This window comes from Rhizobium sp. 10N427 (assembly GCF_056394605.1).
In genome coordinates, this window is the sequence record NZ_JBFTID010000026.1 from 18,178 (window position 1) to 39,443 (window position 21,266).

The window sequence follows — 21,266 nt, forward strand, 5'->3', positions numbered from 1 at the left end:
GACTACTTGCGTTGTAGGACAGGTTCGGATCACATGTGAACAGCACGATATCCTTGGAGAAGAAGATGCCCCGTTTTTTGACCCGCGCCGCCTTCGTTCTGACCACGTTCATGATACCCGCCGTTGCATCCGCGCATACCGGGATAGGGCCGACATCGGGCTTCGTCCATGGCTTCGCCCATCCGATCTCCGGCATAGACCATACGCTTGCCATGGTTTTGGTGGGCCTACTCGCATACCAACTCGGCGGCCGGGCGATATTCCTCGTGCCAGCGGCTTTCGTAGGCATCATGATGGTTGGCGGCGTGCTTGGTGTCGCGGGCGTCGATCTCCCGATGGTCGAAATTGGGATCGCATTGTCGGTTGTTGTCCTGGGAGCCGCGGTCGCGCTTAGAATTAAGACGCCGACGACGGTTGCAATGGCGGTCGTCGGCCTCTTCGCTCTTTTCCACGGGCACGCGCATGGATCAGAAATGCCGGCGAACGCGACCGCCTTCACCTATGCTTCGGGCTTTGTCGCGGCAACTGCACTGCTGCACGGACTCGGCCTTGTCGCAGGTTTCATAACCGCACGCCTGAGTGACAGCAGGGGCGAACTCATTGCCCGCACCGCTGGAGGTTTGGCAGCTCTAGCGGGATTGGGACTCGCAATTGGCTTGGTGGCGTGACGCGCACATCATCATGTCAGGCGCGCCCGCATCGACTGTTGGAGGTTCTCGAACTGGGATACCCGACTGAAGCCGACATTATCATCTCTAGGTCGCCTTAATGCCCCATACTGAGAAACCGAGCTTGGGGTTTGGCGCTCATGAGTTTCGACCAGGGAGAACATGATGGCTCAGGAACCTCTAATTGGTAATCCAATCACAGTCGGGATAGTAGGCGCGGATGGTGAAGTCGAACAAGTCGCACTTCCCGAGCGAGGCGTAGCATGGCCGGAGACCACGGGCGTCGATACGCTAATCGTTACCCCGCTGAAAATCGCTCTGACGACCTCGCTGGTGACCATCGCAATCGCCTTCAATCCACTCGTTGTTCGGTATCGGCAACGCGCGTTGAAGGGGTTCGGATGGAGGTCCGTTGGGATAGCGAGTGGTCTGATCGATTGTTCACATCGGTGGAATATCAGCATCAGGCGATCGACGACGTGACCAATCTGCAGCCCACGCCTCGCCTGCCATGGTTGGAAGGAATTTCTGCGGACGCGTGTCGTTCCGCTTAACGAGCCCCATGAGCTCGAGAACGCGCAACGTGGAAAGATCGGACCCCTTCGGCGCAATAAACCCCTGCTCTACGCATGCAACCATCACCCGTGTCTGCGCTCTCGTGAGTCTTGTCGATATCGCCAAAACCACCGCCCTTCCCCTCGTGGCAGCTTCGCTCATCTGACGACCTGAAGCGCAATCAGACCAAAAATCCCGACGGCAATTCGCCACCAACCGAATGGAGCGTAACCTCTTTTGGAGACGAATTCGAGAAGTTGATGGACAACGAGAAGCGCAGTCAGGAATGCAAATACAAATCCGATCACGATCATCATGCCCTGGTCGGCGGTCAGGTCGTGGCGGCTCTTCCAAAGATCGAGCGTGAACGCACCGAGCATGGTCGGCATAGCGAGGAAGAACGAGAACTCGGCTGCTGATCGCTTGTCGGCACCCAGTAGAAGAGCGCCGACGATAGTCGAACCGGATCGAGATGTGCCCGGGATCATCGCCAGGCACTGAACGAATCCTATAGTAATCGACATTGGCCAGCTGAATTGCCGAGCATCGAAGTAGCGTGGCTCCGGCGCGACGCGATCAACCACAAGAAGCACTATACCCCCGAGTATCAGCACGATGCACACGAGGACCGGGCTCTCGAACAGCACCGCCTTGATGAAGTCGTGTGCGAGCGCTCCGATCACCGCTGCGGGAAGAAAGGCGAGGATAATTGCGGCGGCGAAATGCCGTGCCTCCCGGCTCGTCGGCAGCGCGGTCACGATGGCGATGAGCCGATGGAAGTAGATCGATATGATCGCCAGTATTGCTCCGAGCTGAACGAGGACGTCGAAGGTCGCGGCCGATTGGAGGCCAAGCAGTTTTCCTGCCAGGATGAGATGCGCGGTCGACGATACAGGAAGGAATTCGGTTAATCCCTCGATGGAGCCGAGCAGGGCGGCGGTCAGAAAATCGGGCATGGTCTCTCTCAGAAATGAATACGAGATCAGCGGTTTGCCACCCGTTCTTCGAAGGCGAGCATGCCGACAAAGACAGTGACGGAGAGGAGCAGACCGAGTGTCGCGTCGGATGCGTAGTGTGCACCGACTGCCACGCGAAGCGCTGCAGTTCCGATCGAAGCCAGGATGACCGGAGGTGCGATCCAAGTGCGATAGCGGGGCGGCAGCAGGAAAAGAAGGCAAATCAGCCAACCCGCTCCCGAGGCCTCGCCCGATACGAACGAGCAGTTCCTCTCACAGGCTCCGTCAAACGATCCCGCCGGCATAAACTCCATCTTGCCGCCGAACAGATCGGTCTGGATCGGACGTGGGCGGCCGGAATGTGCCTTCAGGAACACGTTGGCGGTCAACCCGGTGCCGATGCCCAGACTGACCAGAGACGCCCAAAGGCGATGAACCGGCATCTGGTGCCGCAGCCTGGGTGAGAAACCCGCGACTGCCAAAGCTACGACAACCATCCCTGCGGCGACGTAAGGTAACGCATAAAGGATCCATCGAAGGGTCGTGATCGATGTGTCCCTGCTCAGCGGGAAATTACCGCACTGATCCCCGGCAGGCAGATTCACGCAGAGAGGACTGCTAAAGAATAGCTCCGAGATCTGGACGTCAATCATGGGCCAAGCGTGAAAAATGGCCAATAGCAGAAACCAGAACGCCGTCAGAATCAGAAATGAATCGAGGTATTTGCGCTGCCGAGCAACCGCGTGAAAAATGGCCATGAATGGGCTCTCTTGGTTCTAGGGAACGCCCGCCATATTTCGGCTCCGCCTGACACCAACCTGAACGAAGGCCGCCGGGTTGTTTACGGATTTGTAAAGAATTCCGAAAGCTCGGAGCTTCACCGAAATACCGGATGACCAGGTGTGGATGAGACACGATTGGAATGAGCGGGTTGCAGGACACAAAAGGGAGCCCGTGCCTCGGTGACGGGCTCCCTCTTCTTCAATGAGAAAGCCCCGTTGTTTCTCGCTGATCCTGGTTGGCGGTCATGTAGACGACGATCAGGATGATCGCGCCGAGGAAGGCGAAGCTCGTGTAGATCGTTCCGAAGCCAAGGCCTCCGTATTCGCTCGGTTGCGACAGCAAGTCCCCGAACGATGCGCCAAGCGGCCGGGTGAAGATGTAGGCCAGCCAGAAGGCAGCGATGCCATTCACCTTGAAGATGAAATAAGCCGCAGCGATCGTTGCAATCAGCGCCACGAAGATGAGCGCGGTCGTCAGATATCCGAAGTCGAACTTCTCGGCGACCAGATCGCCGGCAGCCGTTCCAAGTGCGAACGTGAACAGGATTGCAAGCCAGTAGAACCCTTCGCGACGGTTGGTGAAGATCGTGTGGATCGAAAGCGTACCTTCCATCAGATACCAGGCGAGGAACGTGACGGCCAACGCGACTGTGAAGAAGATCGTCGATGCTTCCAGCGGCACGCCGAAATTGTCCGTCAGGTTATCAGTCACCAGCGTGCCGACGACGCTGATCAGAACGACTGCCGCCCAGTAGACTGCCGGCACGTAGCGCTTTTGTGCGAATTGCGCTCCAACCACCATCATCAGGACGACAGTCATCATGATGGACGTCAATGTCAGGCCGAGGCCAAGATTGACGGCAAGGTAATCAGCCGCGGTTTCCCCCATGGTAACCGCCATGAGTTTGATGAGCCAGAAATCGACAGTCACTTCGGGAACGCGATTTTCCGGCTCGGCAAGGTGTTGGTTTGCCATGGTCATGCTCAGTCCTCCTATTACTTACCCATGATCTGCATGGCTTCAGCGAGGAACTTGTCCGAGCGCGTATCATCGTCAGCGTTGCAACGCTCGACAGCCTTGGTCTCGAGGTCCTCGACCTTCTTCATGTCGGCGTCTGACAGCTTGGCGGATCCCTTCGCAGTCCGCATTTCCTTCAGCATTTCTTCGCAGGGAACGGCGGCATGAACAGGCATGGCGAGCGCGATGAAGCCGAGCGCCACGACAGAGTTCAGAACGGTAGCGGCAACGATTGTTTTCATAATAGTATCCTCTCGGAACAGTGGGTGCCGCACCATTGCAGCGAGAGGGACGATATCGGCGGGGTCATACGGGCGCCTTGCCGGAACCATACGGTTTGGTAAGGTTTCGACATCCCACGACTTTACAAAACCGTATGTTGTAGCAGCGGCATCACAGCGGTTACATTCACCGAACGGACACAAACTGGCGAAGACACGACATGCGCATCCTCCTGGTTGAAGACGACCGCAAGACATCGGAATACGTGGCCAAGGGATTTGCCGAAGCCGGACACAGCTGCGACGTTCTGGGTGACGGCCGGGACGGGCTGTTTCAGGCGCAGCGCGAGTCCTACGACGTGCTCGTCGTCGACCGGATGCTGCCGGGGCTGGACGGCCTGTCGATTGTCCGGTCTCTTCGCGCCGCCCGCGTCGGCACCCCTGCCCTGTTCCTCACGTCCGTTGGTGGCGTAGACGACCGTGTCGAAGGGCTGGAGGCAGGAGGCGACGACTATCTGGTCAAGCCATTCGCTTTTTCGGAGCTGCTCGCCCGCGTCAACGCGCTCGCCCGGCGCCCGCCCGTGCAGGAGCAAAAGACTGTCCTGAAAGTAGCGGATCTGGAACTCGACCTGATCCGGAGAGAGGCCCGGCGGGCCGGGCAGGTTATCGAACTACAGCCACGCGAATTCACCTTGCTCGAAGTCCTGATGCGTGGCGAAGGCCGGGTAATGACGAAAACGATGCTTCTCGAACGCGTCTGGGATTTCCATTTCGATCCGAAGACAAGCGTCGTTGAGACCCATGTCAGCAGGCTCCGGGCCAAGATCGACAAGCCCTTTCAGGCGCAACTCCTCCACACCGTGAGAAACACCGGATACAGCCTGCATGCGCCTCGCTAGTCTGCGACACAGCACGCCCTTCAGACTGGCCCTGACCTTCGGCGTCCTGTTCATCGTCACGTTCATCGTCAGCGGCGCGATCATGTACCATATGCTGAGCGCTGGCCTTGCCCGCCAGATGGACGCGTCCCTGCACGAAATGAACTCCGTTATCGCCTCGACCTATGCTCCTGATGACATGGAGGATCTCGTGGCCACGCTGAACAGCTACGTAAACCTCCAGACGACAAAGGATGGCCTCTACTCGCTGGTCGATCCAAAGGGTGTAAGGCTGGCCGGCAATTTCACGGCAATCAGAATGCGGCCCGGCATCTACACAATAAAACCGGAAGACATCGGCCTTCCAGGCTCGGGCAGGTTCAGGATCGAAGTCACGCAGCTTGGCCCCAACATGCTCGTCGTCGGCGAGAGTTTCTCGGACATGGATGACCTCCTGAGGATCGTGCTCGTAAGCCTCGGCTGGGCGGCGGTACTCGTCGTCGTCGCCGCGCTCGGCGGTGGCATCTTCCTGGCAGCCAGGGCACAGCACCGTCTGGATGCGGTGGCCCGCACAATGCTCGACGTCTCCAACGGCCGACTCGACAGCCGGATACCTCTCCAGGGCCGCAGCGATGATCTCGATCGCGTGGGAATGCAGATCAACAGCGCGCTCGATCGCCTTTCTGGAATGGTCGAGGGGATGCGCCAGGTCAGCGCCGATATTGCCCACGAGCTCAAGACGCCGCTCAATCGCCTGAAGATGACTCTGGACGACGCCATTCGTGGAGCCGCGCGCGGCCGCGATGTGGGACAGCTGCTGGCGGATGCGCGTGCCGAAAGCAATCAGATCAATGCGACATTCGAAGCGCTTTTACGCATATCGCAGATCGAGGCGGGCGCTCGTCGACAGCGCTTCCAGAACGTTGATCTCACCGAGATCCTGACTTTCGTCGAGGAAGTCTATGCGAGCGTTGCCGAGGACAATGGACAGGCACTGAACCTCCTTCCCTCACCTATTGCCGCGTTCCAAGTCCAAGGCGACAAGGAGCTTCTGACCCAGATGGTCGTCAATCTCGTGGAGAACGCCATCAATCATTGCCCGCCTGGTACTAGGATCGACATGTCGCTCGTCTCGGCGCATGCCGAAATCGTGCTGCGCGTAGCCGATAACGGTCCGGGCGTGCCCGCGGAAGAACGAGACAAGGTATTCCGGCGCCTGTATCGGCTGGATAAAAGCCGCACGACACCCGGCAGCGGCCTCGGCCTCAGCCTCGTCAGGGCGATCGCCGATCTGCATTCCGCACATATCGGCCTCGCCGATAACGCCCCAGGCCTGGCGGTCACCGTCTCGTTCCAATCGGTGTAAACGTCCGCTTGACGGAATCCAGCCTTACAAAATCGTAAGAACCTGTCGAAGCCACGGTAAGAATGGTTGCCTAGGCATGCGTGGTGCCGCCCGTTCCCACGCGAGGCGGCAATCCTCTGACCCTGCCGCAACGGCACAAACACTACAGGAAAGATAATGCATCAACAGCTCAAGTATGCCGTCACCAAAGTGCCGGAAGTCACGTTGGCATTCTGGATCATAAAGATCCTCGCCACCACGCTCGGCGAGACGGGCGGGGACGCAGTGACGATGTCGATGGATCTGGGAAGACCTGGAAGAGCATTTCGAGCGCAAGGGTTGATCAGCAGATTAAGATCGATGCCCGGAAAAAGCGCCAGCAGAGCAACGTCCAACTGGTTCCAATGATCCAGCCCGCGAGCACGTCACTTGGATAATGGACACCAAGATAAACCCGGCTCATTCCGATCATGATCACAACCAGAGCTGCAGCACCGTAGAAGATTGGCCGGTGCGCGGGAATGCTTCCCAGTGCAGTACCAATGAGGGCAAGCGCCAAGTAAGTGGCCGCCGAGACCGTGGAGTGGCCGCTCGGAAAGCTGGCATCATGAACCTCGACCAGATGCGGGACGATGGAAGGGCGGGGTCTGTTGAGAAGCGTCTTCACCACATTGCTGATACACCACGCTCCGAATGCCGATAAGGCCAGAAAACCAGCAGCAGCGCTCCGTTTCGCCAAATACAGAAGCAAAACAGTGAAGAACACTATCGTCGCCAGAACGGCCAGACTGCCGAGGCTGGTCATGTTCTCGAAGTAGTTCTGTAACCAGTGGGGACCTGCCGGAACGTTCAGATCACTTGCCTTACGCAGTGCAAGAAGGACACGTGTATCGAGGCTTGCAGTCTCGCCTTCGACGGTTTCGTGACCGAGCCATGGGACAGCTACCACTCCGACAAAAAGCGCGACTGTGATCGCAATCTTTGACGGATGACTGCGTCGAACCAAGTTGTGCAAGCTGGTCATTGCTGACGCCCCTCTCCCACCAGACGCGATATCCTGATGCCGAGATCGGGAAGAGAGAAGGGTTTGATAAGGTAGTCGTCAGCCCCGCTCGCCAATCCTTCCATGCGGTCGCTGAGTTGATCGAATGCCGACAAGATCAAGACAGGGACATTGCGATCAAGCTTCCGAATATGCTCGAGAACCGACAGACCGTCGCCGTCAGGCAATCTGAGATCCAGCACGACGCAATCATAGGTGCCCTGCCCGGCTGCTGCCATCCCGTCCACCGCGTTTTGGCACCAACGCACGGAGTCACCACCGTCAGCCATGTGGCCCACGATAGCGTCACCGATCAGGTTGTTGTCTTCGATTAATAGGATGTCCACTCGGATCCCCGGAACACATGTCAGACTCCGGGGCCAATGAACTTCCAAACCTGACACCCACCTGAAGTCGACAGCATCGAATGGCCGTGGGCGGTCAGTGTGTTTCAGGTATCCGTCAGGTTCATCGGCAAAGCGACAGGCAGCCTGGAATCGGAACGGTAGCGTGATTGCGCTGCCGCGTCCGATCCGCCGATCGACAGTCGCACCGTGGGGACACCAAGAGGCATGAAACAATCTATTTGGCACCAGCGTCCCAGTGTCGGAAGCTTTACGATCAGTGCCATCACGACCGCATATCTCCTTTTGGTTGCCAACCACACCTTCTGGGCGCGCGCCGCTAACTATTTCAAGGACGACCAATTTGCTCTTGGCCTGTTCGTGACGGGCATCACCGCTGGAGCCATGGCGATACTCACGCTCGTATCGGCAAAGTACGTCACCAAGGCTTTCCTGATCTTCTTCGTTCTCACCGCATCCGCAGCGTCCTGGTTTACAGACCAGTTTGGCGTGATCGTCGACCGCGAGATGATCCGAAACATGTTGCAGTCCACGTCCGCGGAGACGGCTCACCTCATCACACTAAGGTTCATCACCCACTTCGCGTTGACCGGAATTCTCCCCGCCCTGCTGATTCTCTGGGTGCGGATCGTCCACCGACCGGTTCTCTCGAAACTGCTTCACAACAGCGCGATCATTGCGGCATGCCTCGTTGTCCTGGCAGGCTCCGCAATCAGCGACTACAAGTCCATCGCTGGCGTGGGCCGCGCGCATCCCGACATCATGGATCCGTTGACGCCATTCTTTCCGATGACCAGCGCTGTCCGCTACGGCATCGATGCGATGAAGGGTCCGCGCGGCGCTCCAACAGCCCTCGGTACCGATGCGCACCGCACCGCAGCCGGGAAGCCGAGGGTCACCGTCATCGTCGCCGGCGAGACTGCCCGTGCAGAGGATTTCTCGCTTGGAGGCTATTTGCGCGAGACGAACCCCGAGTTGAAGAAGAGGGACGTCGTCTATTTCCCAAACACGTCGAGCTGCGGCACTTCGACGGCAGTCTCCATACCCTGCATGTTCTCGATATATACGCGGCAGAGCTACTCTCATGATAAGGCGCTTGCGAAGGAAAACCTTCTCGACGTGCTCATGCATGCCAACGTGTCGGTCTCCTGGCTGGATAACGACACCGGGAGCTACAACGTCTCGGACCGCGTCCCCTACCAGTTTCTTCCCAAGTCCGCCGATCCTCGCTTCTGCAGCGGCGGCGAATGCCTGGACGCAATCCTTCTGGATCGCATGGACGAGTGGCTGGACCGGATTCACGGCGACAGCGTCCTGATCCTGCACCAGCTCGGCAGCCATGGCCCAGCTTACTTCGCACGCTACCCTGATGAATTCAGGCGGTTCGTCCCGGATTGCCGCGCCGAGGATTTCGGCAAATGCAGTCAGCAGGAAATCCGCAATGCTTACGACAACACGATCCTCTACACAGACTTCGTCGTCGCGCAGGTGATCGACAAGCTCAAGTCTCGCGAATCGTCCGTCGCTGCATCCGTGATCTATTTGTCGGATCACGGCGAGTCGCTCGGAGAGAATGGTCTCTATCTGCACGGCGCCCCATACATTGTCGCGCCCTCCCAACAGACGCATGTGCCGTTTCTCGCCTGGGTCGCTACGGACGTGCAGAAGACCAATGGTTTCAACATGGGCTGCCTCAAACAGAAAGCCTCGGCTCCGACGTCCCATGACAACCTCTTTCACAGCGTTCTCGGGATGATGGACATTTCCACATCCGCCTACGATCCCTCGCTTGATGTGTTTGCCGGATGCCGCGTGCCCGGCGACCTGGCCGAGGCGTCGCCCGCGGCTTTCGGCGGCACAAAGTAGGCGCTCCATATTCGACGGATGAGCCGCGACGCCCGAGCCAAAAACTGCGATGTCTCGTAGAATGCCCGCCATGGCAAAACAATGCAGTAGCAGGTCATGGGCAGCTTGAACTGCCTGAGGCCGTTCTGGAAGAGGGAGCCACGCTCGGCACTCTGACGTATAGGCTGCGGTTCCATGAACAGACCTCGTAATCCGGAGAGATGCTCAAGATCGAACGCGAGGTCGTAAGGCAACCGCATCGGAACAAGCTCATCAACGATCTACTTTGCAGCTCTGCGATTGATGAGATAGGCGCCCGACCCCTTCTCGCGCGTCAGGGAAATAGCCAGGCCGCGATAGGGCGTAAGCGGCTTCAGTTTGAACTTCCGGCCGCGATTGACAATCGAGAGACGGAGGATGTCCGACTCCCTCTGCTCGTCGAGCGCCGCGCTGAGTGCCGCCACGAGATCCTCTTCGAAGAGGAGAGCGTCCTCGAGGATGAGAGCATGGGCCGCTCTAGAATTCTGCATTCTCTACGCCCATTCGACATGGCTGAGGAAACACCCGATCTCGAAAGGGTTCGGCTTTCGGCCGTGCCGCTTCGTCGAATGTTGAGAGGGGCATCGTGATCTCGCGCCCGTCGAGCGCGGAAATACGTTCAAAGTCCAAACCCCTGTTGAGTACCCGCGCCTCCATCCGAAAGCGACGCTCAGGCGATCGGTCCAGATTGATCAGATAGACCGAAAGTCAGGAATTGAGTGTGGTGCTCAGGTCATTGATGGACGCCTGAGTACTGGAGTGCACGTTCATGGGAGCCTAAAAACGCAATGATCAGGCCATGAACCTGCGCTTCGAAGTTCTCCCGTTCCTGTCTGCATCCATACGGATTTGTAAAGTCACAGGCGTCCACGTTACCGATCCGTATAATCACGGAAAGGAAACCTCAAACTGCGTGTTGCAGGCTCCTTGCGTCCCAATGACGGGCACCACAAGGAGAAGAAGATGAACCACTATCGCTCTCTCAAGGCCGCCATGGCGGCGATGATCGCAGCCGGCGCCATCGGGCTTGCAATGCCGACGTTCGGCCAGGCCACGGACCAGCAAAACGGCAAGGACGACACTGCCGAATATTCGGAGCTGTCGGGGGCAAAGATCAGCCTCTCCCAGGCTGTCGATGCCGCCGAGAAGAAGTTCGGCGGCAAGGCCGTCAACGCCGCGCTTGATAATGAGCAGGCCAGTGCTGCCTTCGAGGTCGAACTCATGACCGACAAGGGCTCTCAGACGGTCGCGGTCGATGGTGTCAGCGGCGAACCGACCGCCGCGCCCGACCTGCAGGACAACGGCGGCGAAGACGTCAAATAACTCCATTTGAGCGGCTGCGGGCCTTGCGCTCCGCAGTCGCTCTTTCGCTTTATCCTCGGGACCCGCAATGACGCTTCCCCTATTGCCGCTCCTCCTTGAAATTCACTATCGGTGCGCCGAAAGGCGTTGCGGACGGGCTGGTATTGGAACCTGGAGCGAGCGAGCCATCGTTGGCGGGGCTGATGGCCGACGCCAGATTGCTGCCGAGATCCCGGCGGACTCGCCTTCACCCTTGAAGCGTTGTTGAGCGTATGCGCAATCCTTACTGTGCTCTCAACTCTTCGTTCCAGTCTTGTGCATGGGGTCTGAGACGCACGAAGTCACACCCGAGGTGATCGGCAATATTGCGCAGCCTGTCAGCATAGACCTCGCCCTGCGGATCGGCATCTGTCGCTGCAACCAGCATCCGACCGGTGGTGATCGCCTCTATATGGTGCGCAACCGCCGGCGCCCAACCTTCTCCGGTGCTGGCATAGAGCGTGTCGCCCCGTGCTCCTTCGAGAGCGGCCAGGCTCAAGGCATCGATCGCCGCCTCCGTTATGCAGACGCGGGGAGCATTGCGGGCACCGAAGCAGAATAGCGTCTTGGTGCCTCCCGTCGAAAAGCCGCGCCAATCCGGACCGCGTTCCTCCCAACCCGAGACATTGCCGGCATCGTCGTCGTGGCGAAACCATGCACTGGCAAATGGTCCCTGCCGGATCCGGTCGGCCCTGATCGCGCGTCTTAGGATGGGCCCCGGCAATGCTCTCGCCTCAGTCAGGTACCGGAAGCCGGGCGATACCGGTGTCATGAGCGGCCGGTTTTGCCACCGTTCGAGCACCGGCGCGGTGGCAACGGGTCTGTCTGGTGAATGACGCGGTACAAATGACGGCGTGTTTCTCCCGGCCAATTCGCAGATACGCTCGACGGCGGCGGGGAACGAAATCCCTTCAAGAAAACCTGCAAGCGCAAAAACGTCTCCCTTGTGATCCGAGAGCGGATCGAACCAGCCGGCGCCGGCGTGGGTAACGATCAGAATTTCGGGGCTGCGCCGGAATTTACGGGCACGCCGGCTGCTCTCCTTCTCGTCAAGGACAAAACCTGCCTGCAGCAATACCGCCTCGCAGGACACGAGGCCGCGTAATCTCTCGAGCTTGATCCGATCCATGTTTGTCTCCTTTCTCCCCTCCTTTGACTGGGGCTATACCCCTCCCCCGCGCGAAGGCCGTGGCTGCAAGGGCGCGATGACAGGACGTGCGAGAAGGAAAGTATCGGCGCGGCGCAGCTTCCCTTGCGGCCAGTAAGCCGCAAGCGCTACGCAGGTCTCGCCTGCGAGACCGTACGGCGGCAGCGCCGCCAACGAAGATGAAGAGTATCGGAGAAATCAGCATAGCGCCGCCCGCAGGGCGGGATTTCGGTAATTCTCGCCGCGCGGGATCGGGCGAAGGGCAGCCGCAGGAGCCTCAACATAGTGGCCCATAGGGGAGGCGGGATCGACTGCTCCCGATCAGAGCGCTCCTTGCCTACTGAGGCAACGCGATCCTTAAGCAGCGTGTCGAGTTAGCGAGGCTTGATAGATCAAAATTTTTGGCCGAGTTGGCTACGGTCGCGATACCTGACCGAAGCAGAAAATCGCGTCATCCCTTTTTGAAACTGCCGGTCGAGTGACAGGCGATCGTCTCTCGGTCCGACGGAAAGCTGAACCCCTCCCGAAGGCGGTATCGAGGAGTCGACAATTGTGCTATCTATCCAACGTGTGTCGCGAGGGATCGTCTGCCGTCCCGGAAAACCGAGGCGGCGGCCTATAAAGTTCGAAATGCTTCGCGAGTGAGCAACCTGTGCCCCTTAGATGCGGGATCTAGGGGTCTGATCAGCCTGTATATCTCCTGTTAACCAGAAGCGAAGTCGGGGTTTATTTCCGTCATAGCTATTCATTCTTAAAACGGACATCCATCTGATCGCAAAGTCTCGCGCCTGAATTGGCGCCTGACATCGGCAAAAGGGTCAACCGCCTGTATCTCGCGACCGCAACAGTGCGTGAAGCATGGGAGCTGGAGTGAAGGAATGGTGTCGCGCTTTGAGGGTAAGGCTGCGAAGATATCCGCCAGGCGACGTGATGCGCTCGGCGTTTTCGAGAATGCAGGCAGTAACGATCGACGCGCTTTCGGCTCCCATTGCCGCGACTGCATCGTGGAAGGCCGAGTTGCTGATGCCGAGCATTGTGCGGACGATGCTTGATGCAGATGCGAGATCCGACCAGTTTCGAATAGTGCCGCCGGGTCCGTAGGCACCGACCTGTGGGCATGCTTGGAGGACGGCTGCCAGGCTCAGCGGCCTGACTGGGTTATCTTCCGCGCTTTTTCGGTCTTCAACATTTACCGTTGGCGCTGGCCGATCATGGTTGCGGGAGCGTTCAATTTCAAAATGGGATTCTGGATCTGAATCCTGTATGTGGCGCTCACGCTGCGATTCATTGGCGCATATATTCTGTGCTTTTACGTGATTTTCCAATTGGTTGACGATTGCGGTGCGGATGTCTTCAAGCTGTCGCAAGGCGGTCTCAACTTGCATCAGCGTGGCCTGACGCGGCAAGCTGTCAATGACGCTGCGGAACTGCACGTAAAGGGGTGCCCAGTCACCTGGCGCATCTTCGAGCTCGGCTGCCGAGATGAGTTTTGCGATATCGCGTCGGCAAATCGACACGCGCTCCTTGGCGATACGGAGCCGTTCGCGATCCAATTGAATGCGAGCGGCTAACCTCTCGATCTCTTCAGCGCGGGCCAGCAATGGAGCGAGATTGAAGCCGAAAGCCTCGTCGATCTCCCCTCCCCTACCCCGCCGGGCGTAGCGCTTGCCATTGGGGCTGTCCTTCCTGGCGATCAGACCGGCATCGACGAGCATGGCGAGATGCCGCCGCAGGGTTGCCGGGGTCATGCCGCGCGCCCGAATGGAGAGCTGGACATTTGAGGGGAACACCACGAGGGAAGTACTGGTTGACATCTCATCCTCAGGGAGAAACGTCAGGAGCGCATCGAGCACCGTGAGGGCGCGATCGGTTACTTCAAGCTCGCGGCGTGCTTCGCAGACCGATCTGAAAAGCTTCCATTTGTTGCGGCTCTCGCCTTTCGGCAAGGCACTGGCCTTGCGCTGCGTCAGCATCATGGCAAGCGTCATCGGCCGCCGCCCGACAGGCGTCGTCACATATGTCGTATCCATCTTTCTTTCACCTGCGTTGAGGCAAAAGAAATCCGCTCACCAAAATGGCGCCTAGACTCTTGACTGTGATTCGGGGAAATGCGATTCTTGATTTGCTTAAGATCGAGAAGGGCTTCCACGACGGCGACGTTTGGGGGCCTTTTTCTTTTGCGCGGTTCGACCTCTATTGTTTGGGTTGAGTGCTTCGCACGAATTCGCTGTGCAGCGCTTCCATGCGATTATTCAGGAAATCGACGAACTCTGCCGGGACAGCTTTGGTAAAGCTGATCCGTGGGCCGGAACTCGGATAGGACACTGTCGCGAGCACGAAGCCATTGGCCCTGATTTCGCTCGGCGCGGCCTCAGTCTCATTTGCTACCGGTGCCTTGTCCTGCAGGGCCATAGAGGCCACCTGGAAGCGCAGATTGGTGTCTGGCTGGCTGTGATCGGCCAGGCGACCGGAAACGCGCTCTGCAGCGTCCTGGCGAATAGCAAAAGTCTCCGCGAATGCCAGCCAGCGCCGGCGCCCAACTTCTGGTGCAGGGCCGATTGCGAATAGGATAGCTCGCGGAATGGCAGAGGCGATCTTCAGCATTTCTGAAAGGTGGGACTTCTTCGTCGACAACGATGCGCAGATCGTATCGCGGCGATAGCCCGCCTCTTCCTGGGCAAGAGCGAAAACGCATTTCTCGATGAAGCTGAGGTCGTTGCGGTTGGTATTTTCCTCGCCCTGACGGACGATTGCTTCCTCGTCGGGCAACTCACGAAGGATCGCCCTGAACTTGATGCCGAGCGCGGCGGCTGCAGCCAGGCGCCTGCGGCCAAAAACGATCTGGTAGGGCTTGCTGCCATCCTTGAGGGGACGCACGAGACCCGGAACGATCTGGCCGCRCTCCTTGATGGATTCCTTGATGGCTTCGATCGCAGATCCTTCATAGGCACCGTCGAAGCGGTCCGGGATCGCCGATGGCGCTACTTCGGACGGATCGACCTCGATAATATGGTCGCCGTCCTTCAGAAGTTGATCGAGCGCCTCGCCCTTTTCCTGAATCTGGCGAACACCGGCTGCAACCTTCATCAGATGTGGAGACGGGGTTCGGCCCGCAACCGGCGCTACGCTCGGTGCAGGCTGGTCGAGGCCTCCAAGGACGTTCGCGAACATACCACGGGAATCTTTGCGGCTCATTCACGCCCCCATGCTGCCCAGAGCAGCTTTTCGATCTCGCTATTGGCAGCGTTGATCGATTCCATCGCGCGGTCGTAGGTCTTCGGCGCCGAGAACCTGGCACGCTGCACTTCGTAGAGGCTCTGCTTCCAGGTCAGAGCGTCGGCGACGGCTGTGGATTTGGACACCATGTTGAGAAGGAGGTCATCACCGAATACTTGGCGCATCAGTGCCGTCATGTTGGCCTGCGGGTGATCGTTCGCCTCGAATTTGGTGACGAGGAACTTTGCGAAGTCCCACTGCGCCGGGGCACCCATTTCGCTGAGGATCTGCATGTAGGTGGCAGCCAGCTCCAGGAACTTGCCGGTTGAATCGACATCGAGCATGTGAGCCGGAACCGGAATGATGACGCCGGTGGCTGCCGTCAGTGAAGACAGCGTCAGGAAGTTGAGCGACGGTGCTGAATCCATCAGGATAACGTCGTAGTCGTCGGCAACCTGTTCGAGCGCCTGGGAGACCCGCAAGAGGAAACTTGTCCCCCCTGCCCTGCGCATCTCCAGGGCCACGGCGGTTTCGAACTCTGTGAGGTCGAGACCGGCGCAGATGACATCGAAGCCGGTGATGTGGGTCTTGTGGATCAGGTCTTTCGTCGGGCGCTGCTCGGAAAAGCGGATCGCCGCATAAAGCGTGTCGTCTTCGCGCGGATCAAAATCGGGAAGATTGCCGTGCAGGCTTGTCAGCGAGGCCTGCGGATCGAGATCGACCGCAAGCACGCGGTAGCCGCGAAGCGCTAGATAATGGCCGAGATGGATCGTCGTCGAGGTCTTGCTCGACCCGCCCTTGAAATTGGTGACGGCGATGATCTGGCATTCCTCGCCTTCAACGCGGCGCGGGTTCATGTATTTCTTGCGGCCCTTCTCGGCAAGCGTCATGCGCAGCTCGAGAACCTGATCCAGCGAGTACATGCGCCGTCCGTTCTGCGTGACCTCAGGGGTCGGGCCCTTGTCCTTGAGGACGATCTGGCGGATGTAGGCTTCCGACACTTCAAGAAGGGCGGCCGCCTCCGATGAGGAGAACTTGCGCATTTCGCGGCGCGCGTCGGGCGGATATTGCGCCATGCTCAGGTTTTGAAGAGCAAAGTCGAGCTTGCTCGAGAAGCTCTGCATAAAATCGAGACTGCTTAGATGCCGATTCACTGGATTTCCCTCGGTTCGTTCCGGACAATTTAGCGCCGCTTGTGGTTAACGAAGCGTTACACCGGCCGTTGTTTCGCGAAAGAACGATAATTCGCATATTTTCCGTAGTTAGAGAGGTATCGCGATTCGCATGCACCGGCAAATGGCCTCAAGGGGCAATTCATTGATATGATTTTGCTGTCCGACAGAAAGTTCCCCGCGGGGAACTTTCTGGTCGGGTAACGATCAATAGAGATCGTGACAGAGTAGTCTGTCCCAATGCGGCAACGCAGGGGTAACTTGGATACTCTAACTTTGGCCAGCGCCCGTCTTACGACAACCGTTTTGCGGCGGGCGGCCAAAAGTTCCCCGCGGGGAACTTTTCGATCGGACGGCGGGCGCCACATTATCATTTCCCATTGCTGGAGCGCAGGCCGGGTTCTGCGCCACACCGGCCATCCCGAGAAAGGCGCTCCCGCGGGACGTTTCGCTCTTGGTCTTGTAGCCGGGTCTGGCGGAGGGCGTGCTGGGTACTGAGCGTCGGTCCGGGTTACATGGCAACCACGCGGTTTTGGTCAGGCGAGGGGAGACGATGGTTGGAAAAGAGTGCTTCGCGTATCAGCCCCCTCTCCTGCTCGGGGACATTTGCGCGACCCGTCAGCCTTTCGACGGCTTTGGCTTAGTCAAATTCTGAAAAGTTCCCCGCGGGGAACTTATTGAGAGTGCGGGCACCAAGCACGGGGCTTGAGTGCAATCTCTGTCCGGGGGGAGGCTTAATCGATGGCAGTCTTGAGCATCGCGAACGCCGCCGCTGCTCGAGTTGATTGAGACTGGTAAATCTGTCTCCTACAGTCGATGGCACCAAAGTTCCCCGCGGGGAACTTTCAGGATTTCGAGTGGCGGCAAAGCGCTGGATACTGCCCGAGTAGGCAGTCGGTCGAAGTGAGAGGCGCGGATCCGGAGAGGGCGGACACCGTGGTGCGCTTGACGTTCCGGCAGCTTCACTGTTTGGCGCGGCAAAATGCGAGGGCGGATGGACGGAGCCCAAAAGTTCCCCGCGGGGAACTTTTCCAATGCGCTTCAAATTGTGGCATTCGGAATGACGGCGATGCGATCGCCGGGCGCGAACGGATTGCACCGCTTCTTGCGCTCGGTTCACCGGCAGCCTGGGCCGGACAGTGAGGGTAAAGCGTCCAGTTAGAGAATTCCGCTGGCGGGTTTTTCTGCTGGGAGCGAGACGGCCTCGAGGCAGGCCGTAAGCTGCAGCATCGAAGGGTTCGGCACCCACTTTAAAAAGTTCCCCGCGGGGAACTTTTGACACTGACCCTTCCGGCCAGGGCCAATCCCACGGCGATCAGAGTAACCGTGCGGCCAGTCCGGTCTTGCGACGTGCATCATTATAGTAGCTGCCTGCCTGCTGCATCGAACGATGGCGGGACTGGTCCATCGCCTCGAGAAGAGAGACATTGCGCAGCGCAGCCTCCGTTAGGAAGCCCGAGCGCAGGCTGTGAGCGGAATAGTCGCTGGGTTCCAAACCGGCGCTCTCGGCCCGCTGCTTGACGATGGCATTGATCGACTGCGCATCGATTGCCCGCCGGGAGATGTTGCCCCATTGGTCGATTGCGCGGAAGACGCCGCCCTTTTGAATTTTGGCTGCCGCCAACCAGGCATCCAGCGCATCGACTGGCGCTCCGGTGAGAAAGACGATCTCTTCACGGCTGCCATCGCTCGTCTTGGTGCGGCCAAGATCGATCGAGATCGACGGAAGCTTCGTCCCGTCGTCGAGCTCGACGGGATAGCCGGGCAATCTGGTCATAGCGCAATGAAGCGAACTCGCTACGCCGGCGGCCACCCGATCCAAAGGCAACCATGAGCACGGCGCGGTCACGAAGGTCGCGCAGACTTCCGCCGGCACAGGTGGCAATCAGGCGGGCGACAACATCGCCCGTCAACGCCTTCCTGCTTTTACGCTGACGCGGTCGCCCGGCGGCACGCACTGAAGCCGGATCGCCGACTTCAGGGCAGGGGAGGCGAAGACTCCATCTAGGCCGCGCCACTTCGTCAGCGTCGACCAGTGCGCAAGACGGCGCCGAACGGTCGAAGGCGAGTGTGGGCCTGTCACGCGCAGGAAGCCTCCGTCACGCAAATTCAATTCGACATCTGCAGGCATGCCGTGGTTGGGATCGGTCTCGCGCTTCTCCGGCAACCAAAGATGATGGGCAACGAACTTGAGAAGCAAGCTTCGGGTGTGGGCCAGGGCAGGGCGCTTCACGTCGCAGCCAGCGCCCATGCCTGCAGATAGGATAGATCCAATGTGAGAGCCCGCAGGGAGTTTGCGCCCATGCCCTCATTGACCAGATGACGAAGGGTTTCGACGTCCTGGTCGGTCAGCAGCTCTGCTAGCTCATCCCGTCGCTCGATCGGCAGGACCGCGGCGAGTGTGTCGAGGTCGATCGCCCGGCGGCTAACGACATCGGAGGCTGTACAGTCATTCACTGTGTGAGAAAGGGCCGAGAACCGCTACCCCTTCCTTGCGCGCAGCAGCAGACAGCTCGCGGTCCAGCGTTGCGAGGCGAATGCATCGATTGAGGGCACGCGCCAAATACGCAGCATCGTAAGCGCTCAGCGTATAGCTGGCTGCCAACAGAAGAACCGAACTGTCGCCGCCAATCCCGGCGTCGTAGAGCGGCAACCGGCGGACACGCTCCATCAACAAGCGCACCACCCGGCCGGACCCGGCCGCGCCTCTCGGACAAAGTCAAAATGTTACGAATCCCCAACCAGAACAGTGACGGCATCGGGCAGGGCTCCGAATCGAGGCAATGGCTGTCTCCGCTGCTTCAGAATACTCTTCCGGCAAAAGCCAGGCGGCGGCGAGCGAGGCGTAAACGACGAAATGCCATCAGTGGCGTCCTTGTCGCGCCACGATAAGATTTCCTCGTGGGTGGAGACGGCAGCTTTCAGACGCGATGCCCGGACTTCAGCGAGCAGCAATTGTAAGTCGGTAGGCTTGCGTGCACACGTGACATGCGCGACTGGATCGTTGCCGCGTGTGATGTTGAGATCTTCGCCAGCTTCAACACGAACTAGCAGCTCGGAAAGATGGGTCTTAGCCTCAGAGATCGTAACTGTCGTCGTCACTTTGCAACGGAGCCTATTGAGGTTGGTTCCGAGCACTTAAAGTATGCTCGCGTTGCGTGTTGGTCAACAATATGGTGTCATAACCATCGATAAGAGGCACTTATCGATGGTTATAGTCTTAACCGACAATCATACCATGTGAGGAACCGTAATATTCCAATAGCGTTCCTTTACGAAATCATTTACCATGATTTCAATGGCTTACGATCTTGCGAAAATCAGCATGACACCCTTGTTGGAGCCGGCATTTCGGGCCGGTGTCGAACTTGCGCGTCTGGACGAGCGCATCGCCCGTTCGCCGGTCGGCGCCGGCTGGATTGAGCGCACCCATTTCACTGACGCCTGCGCCTCGCTGTGGATCGACGGTGAACTCGTCCATCTCGAAGACCTCGTCCTCCACGACGCCACGAAGGACATTCGCACGCCGACCCATGAGCTGACAATCGCCCGCGACGTCCTGCGCACGCGTCGGCGGATCGCCGGCCAATCCCCGGATTGGGCGCTCTCTTCCGACGGCATCCGCTCTCTGCGGAAAACCCCGGAGATCGGGTCGGGCGGTGAGGACAAGGCGACGACGGCCGATTTTATTTGGCCGACGGCCGCGATCCACTCGGAAGGGGAGGGGGAGGACGACGACGACATCGGAAATCTCCCCGGCGTCGATTATGCCGTCATCGATGCGGTGCTCGCCCGATCGGAGGCTGCGATCGAGAACGCCAAACGATTAGGGCGTGGCGGCGTTCAGGACAAAGATCCGATGATTTACGATCTAGACTGGGACGAGGATTCCAGGTTGGAGGAATGGCGCGTCTTGCTACGGCAGGCTGAGGGCTTGCCGACGATGCTGCAGGCGATCGTCGCCCTCGATGCCTGGAACGAGCTGTCCGTGCTTCAGCACGCGCCATGGCTCGGCCGACTTCTGGCTGCTTCTATCCTGCGGGAAGCCGGCATCACGACTGGCGCCCATCTCGCCGCAATCAATCTCGGCCTCAAAACCATCCCCGTCGATCGGCGCCGGCATAGTGATCGCGAAACCCGGCTGCTTGCCATCGCCCACGGTTTTTTGGCGGTCGCCGAGATCGGCATGAAAGAGCACGACAGGCTGACGCTTGCAAAAACGATGATGGACCGAAAACTGGAGGGGCGACGGACGTCGTCAAAGCTGCCAGAGCTCGTCGAGCTGGTGATGGCGAAGCCATTGGTGTCGGGCGGCATGGTGGCGAAGACCCTTGACGTGACGCCGCAGGCGGCGCGGCGGATTGTTTTGGAGCTGGGTCTGCGGGAGTTGACGGGGAGGGGGAGGTTTCGGGCATGGGGACTTGTTTAACCCCGGCAACCGATCAGCTGACCCGCGGCCTGATCGATGTCGGCACTCGCCGTCAACTCGCACGACGTGGAGGTAATTGCGAGAAATAAAGGTCAGAACATTGTTATCTGACGCCACTTTTGGATAAGAGCGGCCCGACAGAAGAGAGAGGGCATTGCGATGGTGCTGCACAAAGACGAGATTTTGAACGCGCTTGCGGCAACGGCGAACGTGGCCCAGTTCGTTGGGTTTCGACCAAACGGAAAAG

At 58.9% G+C, this 21,266-nt stretch carries 20 protein-coding genes and 2 pseudogenes; 7 read left to right on the forward strand and 15 right to left on the reverse strand.

What is annotated here, in order from left to right:
• Positions 1-65: 65 nt before the first annotated feature.
• Positions 66-668 carry a HupE/UreJ family protein gene (locus AC1DIJ_RS29815; RefSeq protein ID WP_112390690.1) on the forward strand — a complete coding sequence of 201 codons (603 nt, stop codon included), beginning with the start codon at positions 66-68 and terminating at the stop codon, positions 666-668.
• A 713-nt stretch (positions 669-1,381) separates the two neighbouring features.
• Here AC1DIJ_RS29815 and AC1DIJ_RS29820 read toward each other — a convergent pair.
• The 4 genes from AC1DIJ_RS29820 to AC1DIJ_RS29835 all read right to left on the reverse strand — a co-directional run bounded on the left by AC1DIJ_RS29820 (position 1,382) and on the right by AC1DIJ_RS29835 (position 4,221).
• The gene (locus tag AC1DIJ_RS29820) at positions 1,382-2,179 is read right to left on the reverse strand and encodes an undecaprenyl-diphosphate phosphatase (RefSeq protein ID WP_112390692.1); all 798 of its coding nucleotides are present in this window, start codon (positions 2,177-2,179) and stop codon (positions 1,382-1,384) included.
• A 26-nt stretch (positions 2,180-2,205) separates the two neighbouring features.
• Positions 2,206-2,937 (reverse strand): phosphatase PAP2 family protein, encoded by a 732-nt coding sequence (locus AC1DIJ_RS29825; RefSeq protein ID WP_112390693.1) that lies wholly within the window; start codon positions 2,935-2,937, stop codon positions 2,206-2,208.
• A 223-nt stretch (positions 2,938-3,160) separates the two neighbouring features.
• A complete protein-coding gene (locus AC1DIJ_RS29830; RefSeq protein ID WP_405049662.1) occupies positions 3,161-3,943 on the reverse strand; it encodes a COG4705 family protein in 783 nt (260 codons plus the stop codon).
• A 14-nt stretch (positions 3,944-3,957) separates the two neighbouring features.
• Complete coding sequence (locus tag AC1DIJ_RS29835; RefSeq protein WP_112390694.1) at positions 3,958-4,221, reverse strand: hypothetical protein; 264 nt, start codon at positions 4,219-4,221, stop codon at positions 3,958-3,960.
• Positions 4,222-4,421: 200 nt separating this feature from the next.
• Between AC1DIJ_RS29835 and AC1DIJ_RS29840 the strand changes: the two genes are divergently transcribed.
• From AC1DIJ_RS29840 to AC1DIJ_RS29850, 3 genes and pseudogenes are all read left to right on the forward strand, one after another.
• Positions 4,422-5,099 carry a winged helix-turn-helix domain-containing protein gene (locus AC1DIJ_RS29840; RefSeq protein ID WP_112390695.1) on the forward strand — a complete coding sequence of 226 codons (678 nt, stop codon included), beginning with the start codon at positions 4,422-4,424 and terminating at the stop codon, positions 5,097-5,099.
• Entirely contained in the window at positions 5,086-6,444 is a 1,359-nt protein-coding gene (locus AC1DIJ_RS29845) for a sensor histidine kinase (protein ID WP_112390696.1), read from the forward strand. Before AC1DIJ_RS29840 ends, AC1DIJ_RS29845 begins: the two co-directional genes overlap by 14 nt.
• A 156-nt stretch (positions 6,445-6,600) precedes the next feature.
• Positions 6,601-6,723: pseudogene (locus tag AC1DIJ_RS29850) on the forward strand (hypothetical protein); the annotation flags it as partial.
• 43 nt (positions 6,724-6,766) lie between these two features.
• Here the strand turns inward: AC1DIJ_RS29850 and AC1DIJ_RS29855 are convergent.
• Complete coding sequence (locus AC1DIJ_RS29855) at positions 6,767-7,447, reverse strand: phosphatase PAP2 family protein (protein ID WP_112390697.1); 681 nt, start codon at positions 7,445-7,447, stop codon at positions 6,767-6,769.
• Positions 7,444-7,812: a response regulator gene (locus AC1DIJ_RS29860; RefSeq protein ID WP_112390698.1), complete on the reverse strand. Its 369-nt coding sequence runs from the start codon at positions 7,810-7,812 to the stop codon at positions 7,444-7,446. The genes AC1DIJ_RS29855 and AC1DIJ_RS29860 overlap by 4 nt, the downstream gene beginning before the upstream one ends.
• 225 nt (positions 7,813-8,037) lie before the next feature.
• Here AC1DIJ_RS29860 and AC1DIJ_RS29865 point away from each other — a divergent pair, with 225 nt between their 5' ends.
• Positions 8,038-9,696, forward strand: coding sequence for a phosphoethanolamine transferase (locus AC1DIJ_RS29865; protein WP_112390699.1), 1,659 nt, complete (start codon positions 8,038-8,040; stop codon positions 9,694-9,696).
• 260 nt (positions 9,697-9,956) lie between these two features.
• Here AC1DIJ_RS29865 and AC1DIJ_RS29870 read toward each other — a convergent pair whose 3' ends face one another.
• Complete coding sequence (locus tag AC1DIJ_RS29870) at positions 9,957-10,205, reverse strand: hypothetical protein (protein ID WP_310301134.1); 249 nt, start codon at positions 10,203-10,205, stop codon at positions 9,957-9,959.
• Positions 10,192-10,371, reverse strand: coding sequence for a hypothetical protein (locus AC1DIJ_RS29875; RefSeq protein ID WP_405049661.1), 180 nt, complete (start codon positions 10,369-10,371; stop codon positions 10,192-10,194). The genes AC1DIJ_RS29870 and AC1DIJ_RS29875 overlap by 14 nt, the downstream gene beginning before the upstream one ends.
• Before the next feature lie 306 nt (positions 10,372-10,677).
• Here AC1DIJ_RS29875 and AC1DIJ_RS29880 point away from each other — a divergent pair, with 306 nt between their 5' ends.
• Complete coding sequence (locus AC1DIJ_RS29880; protein WP_112390700.1) at positions 10,678-11,037, forward strand: PepSY domain-containing protein; 360 nt, start codon at positions 10,678-10,680, stop codon at positions 11,035-11,037.
• 262 nt (positions 11,038-11,299) lie between these two features.
• Here AC1DIJ_RS29880 and AC1DIJ_RS29885 read toward each other — a convergent pair whose 3' ends face one another.
• From AC1DIJ_RS29885 to AC1DIJ_RS29915, 7 genes and pseudogenes are all read right to left on the reverse strand, one after another.
• Positions 11,300-12,184 carry a DUF3991 and toprim domain-containing protein gene (locus AC1DIJ_RS29885; RefSeq protein WP_112390701.1) on the reverse strand — a complete coding sequence of 295 codons (885 nt, stop codon included), beginning with the start codon at positions 12,182-12,184 and terminating at the stop codon, positions 11,300-11,302.
• An 836-nt stretch (positions 12,185-13,020) separates the two neighbouring features.
• Positions 13,021-14,232, reverse strand: coding sequence for a plasmid replication protein RepC (repC, locus tag AC1DIJ_RS29890; protein ID WP_112390702.1), 1,212 nt, complete (start codon positions 14,230-14,232; stop codon positions 13,021-13,023).
• Positions 14,233-14,395: 163 nt separating this feature from the next.
• Positions 14,396-15,397 carry a plasmid partitioning protein RepB gene (gene repB, locus AC1DIJ_RS29895; RefSeq protein WP_477831744.1) on the reverse strand — a complete coding sequence of 334 codons (1,002 nt, stop codon included), beginning with the start codon at positions 15,395-15,397 and terminating at the stop codon, positions 14,396-14,398.
• Positions 15,394-16,572 (reverse strand): plasmid partitioning protein RepA, encoded by a 1,179-nt coding sequence (gene repA / locus AC1DIJ_RS29900; RefSeq protein WP_112390704.1) that lies wholly within the window; start codon positions 16,570-16,572, stop codon positions 15,394-15,396. Before repA ends, repB begins: the two co-directional genes overlap by 4 nt.
• Before the next feature lie 1,333 nt (positions 16,573-17,905).
• Positions 17,906-19,047: pseudogene (locus AC1DIJ_RS29905) on the reverse strand (tyrosine-type recombinase/integrase).
• Positions 19,040-19,243 (reverse strand): PIN domain-containing protein, encoded by a 204-nt coding sequence (locus AC1DIJ_RS29910; protein WP_477831745.1) that lies wholly within the window; start codon positions 19,241-19,243, stop codon positions 19,040-19,042. The pseudogene AC1DIJ_RS29905 and the gene AC1DIJ_RS29910 overlap by 8 nt, the downstream one beginning before the upstream one ends.
• Before the next feature lie 74 nt (positions 19,244-19,317).
• On the reverse strand, positions 19,318-19,692 hold the full coding sequence (locus tag AC1DIJ_RS29915) for a type II toxin-antitoxin system Phd/YefM family antitoxin (RefSeq protein ID WP_477831746.1): 375 nt from the start codon (positions 19,690-19,692) through the stop codon (positions 19,318-19,320).
• Positions 19,693-19,879: 187 nt separating this feature from the next.
• Between AC1DIJ_RS29915 and AC1DIJ_RS29920 the strand changes: the two genes are divergently transcribed.
• A complete protein-coding gene (locus AC1DIJ_RS29920; RefSeq protein WP_162698773.1) occupies positions 19,880-21,019 on the forward strand; it encodes an RHE_PE00001 family protein in 1,140 nt (379 codons plus the stop codon).
• Positions 21,020-21,266 lie beyond the last annotated feature (247 nt).